Origin of the sequence: Pseudoselenomonas caprae (genome assembly GCF_008271345.1) — a bacterium.
GTDB classification, from domain to species: Bacteria; Bacillota; Negativicutes; order Selenomonadales; family Selenomonadaceae; genus Selenomonas_A; species Selenomonas_A caprae.
This window is the reverse complement of record NZ_VTOZ01000065.1, coordinates 1-836: the sequence shown is the minus strand read 5'-3', so window position 1 is coordinate 836 and position 836 is coordinate 1. Positions and strand designations below refer to the sequence as shown.

Genomic DNA, 836 nt, shown 5'->3' with positions numbered 1-836 from the left:
AGCCCAACCTGCATAACGCCTTGACTGGATAATCCTTACAGATACTGCTGAGCTCCAGTATCGCCCGGTAGGTAGCCGTATTACGAGTTCTGTCTAGTATCACCTCCTTTCCAATTCCTCGAGTTTTTTTAGAAAATCTATCTCCATCTGCTTTTGTAGCAACTGAGCCTTCTGCATGCGGTTTTCATATCTGAGCCGTTCCAGCTCGTTCATCTCAGACTCAGGCTTCCTGCGGCCTCTGCCGTCCTTGAGGCCTTCGATTCCCTTTTGGTCATACTTCCTGACCCAGGTATAGACCTGCTGGTAAGAAACATCGAATTTCTCCGCCGCCAAAGCATAATCACGGCCATTTGCAATGCAATCCTCCACAATGGATACTCGTTCATCAAATGTAGTTTTTCTGCCTTTAGTCACGATGGTGCTCCCTCCTGTACCGGATGGTTTAAGTTCCTCGTGACTATTATACTTCATAATCCAGTCTTGTAGCTGTCTCCGCGAACGAAGTCCGTATTTTCGGCATATAGCATCTTGTGAATCCACGCCAGAAAGATAATCGTGGATAGCAGTTTCCTTAAACTCAACAGAATAGCGCTGATGATGTCGTTTGAAGAATACATCCGGGCCACAAGCATCATAGTTACGAACCCATTGCCTGAAGGATCTTCTGTCAACACCTGCATCCGCGGCTATGGAGGCATAACTGCCCTCTCCACGTTTATACTTTTCAATGAAGTGGATTTTCTCTTCGGGTGATAATCTCTTCTTGTACATAAAATGCTCCCTATCAAGCAGACAGTTTTATTATTTCTTCTGTCTACCTAATAGGGAGCATATCA

At 45.3% G+C, this 836-nt stretch carries 1 protein-coding gene; it reads right to left on the bottom strand.

The window, feature by feature from the left end:
• Positions 1–99: 99 nt before the first annotated feature.
• Positions 100–771, bottom strand: coding sequence for a helix-turn-helix domain-containing protein (locus tag FZ041_RS14325; protein WP_149190062.1), 672 nt, complete (start codon positions 769–771; stop codon positions 100–102).
• Positions 772–836 lie beyond the last annotated feature (65 nt).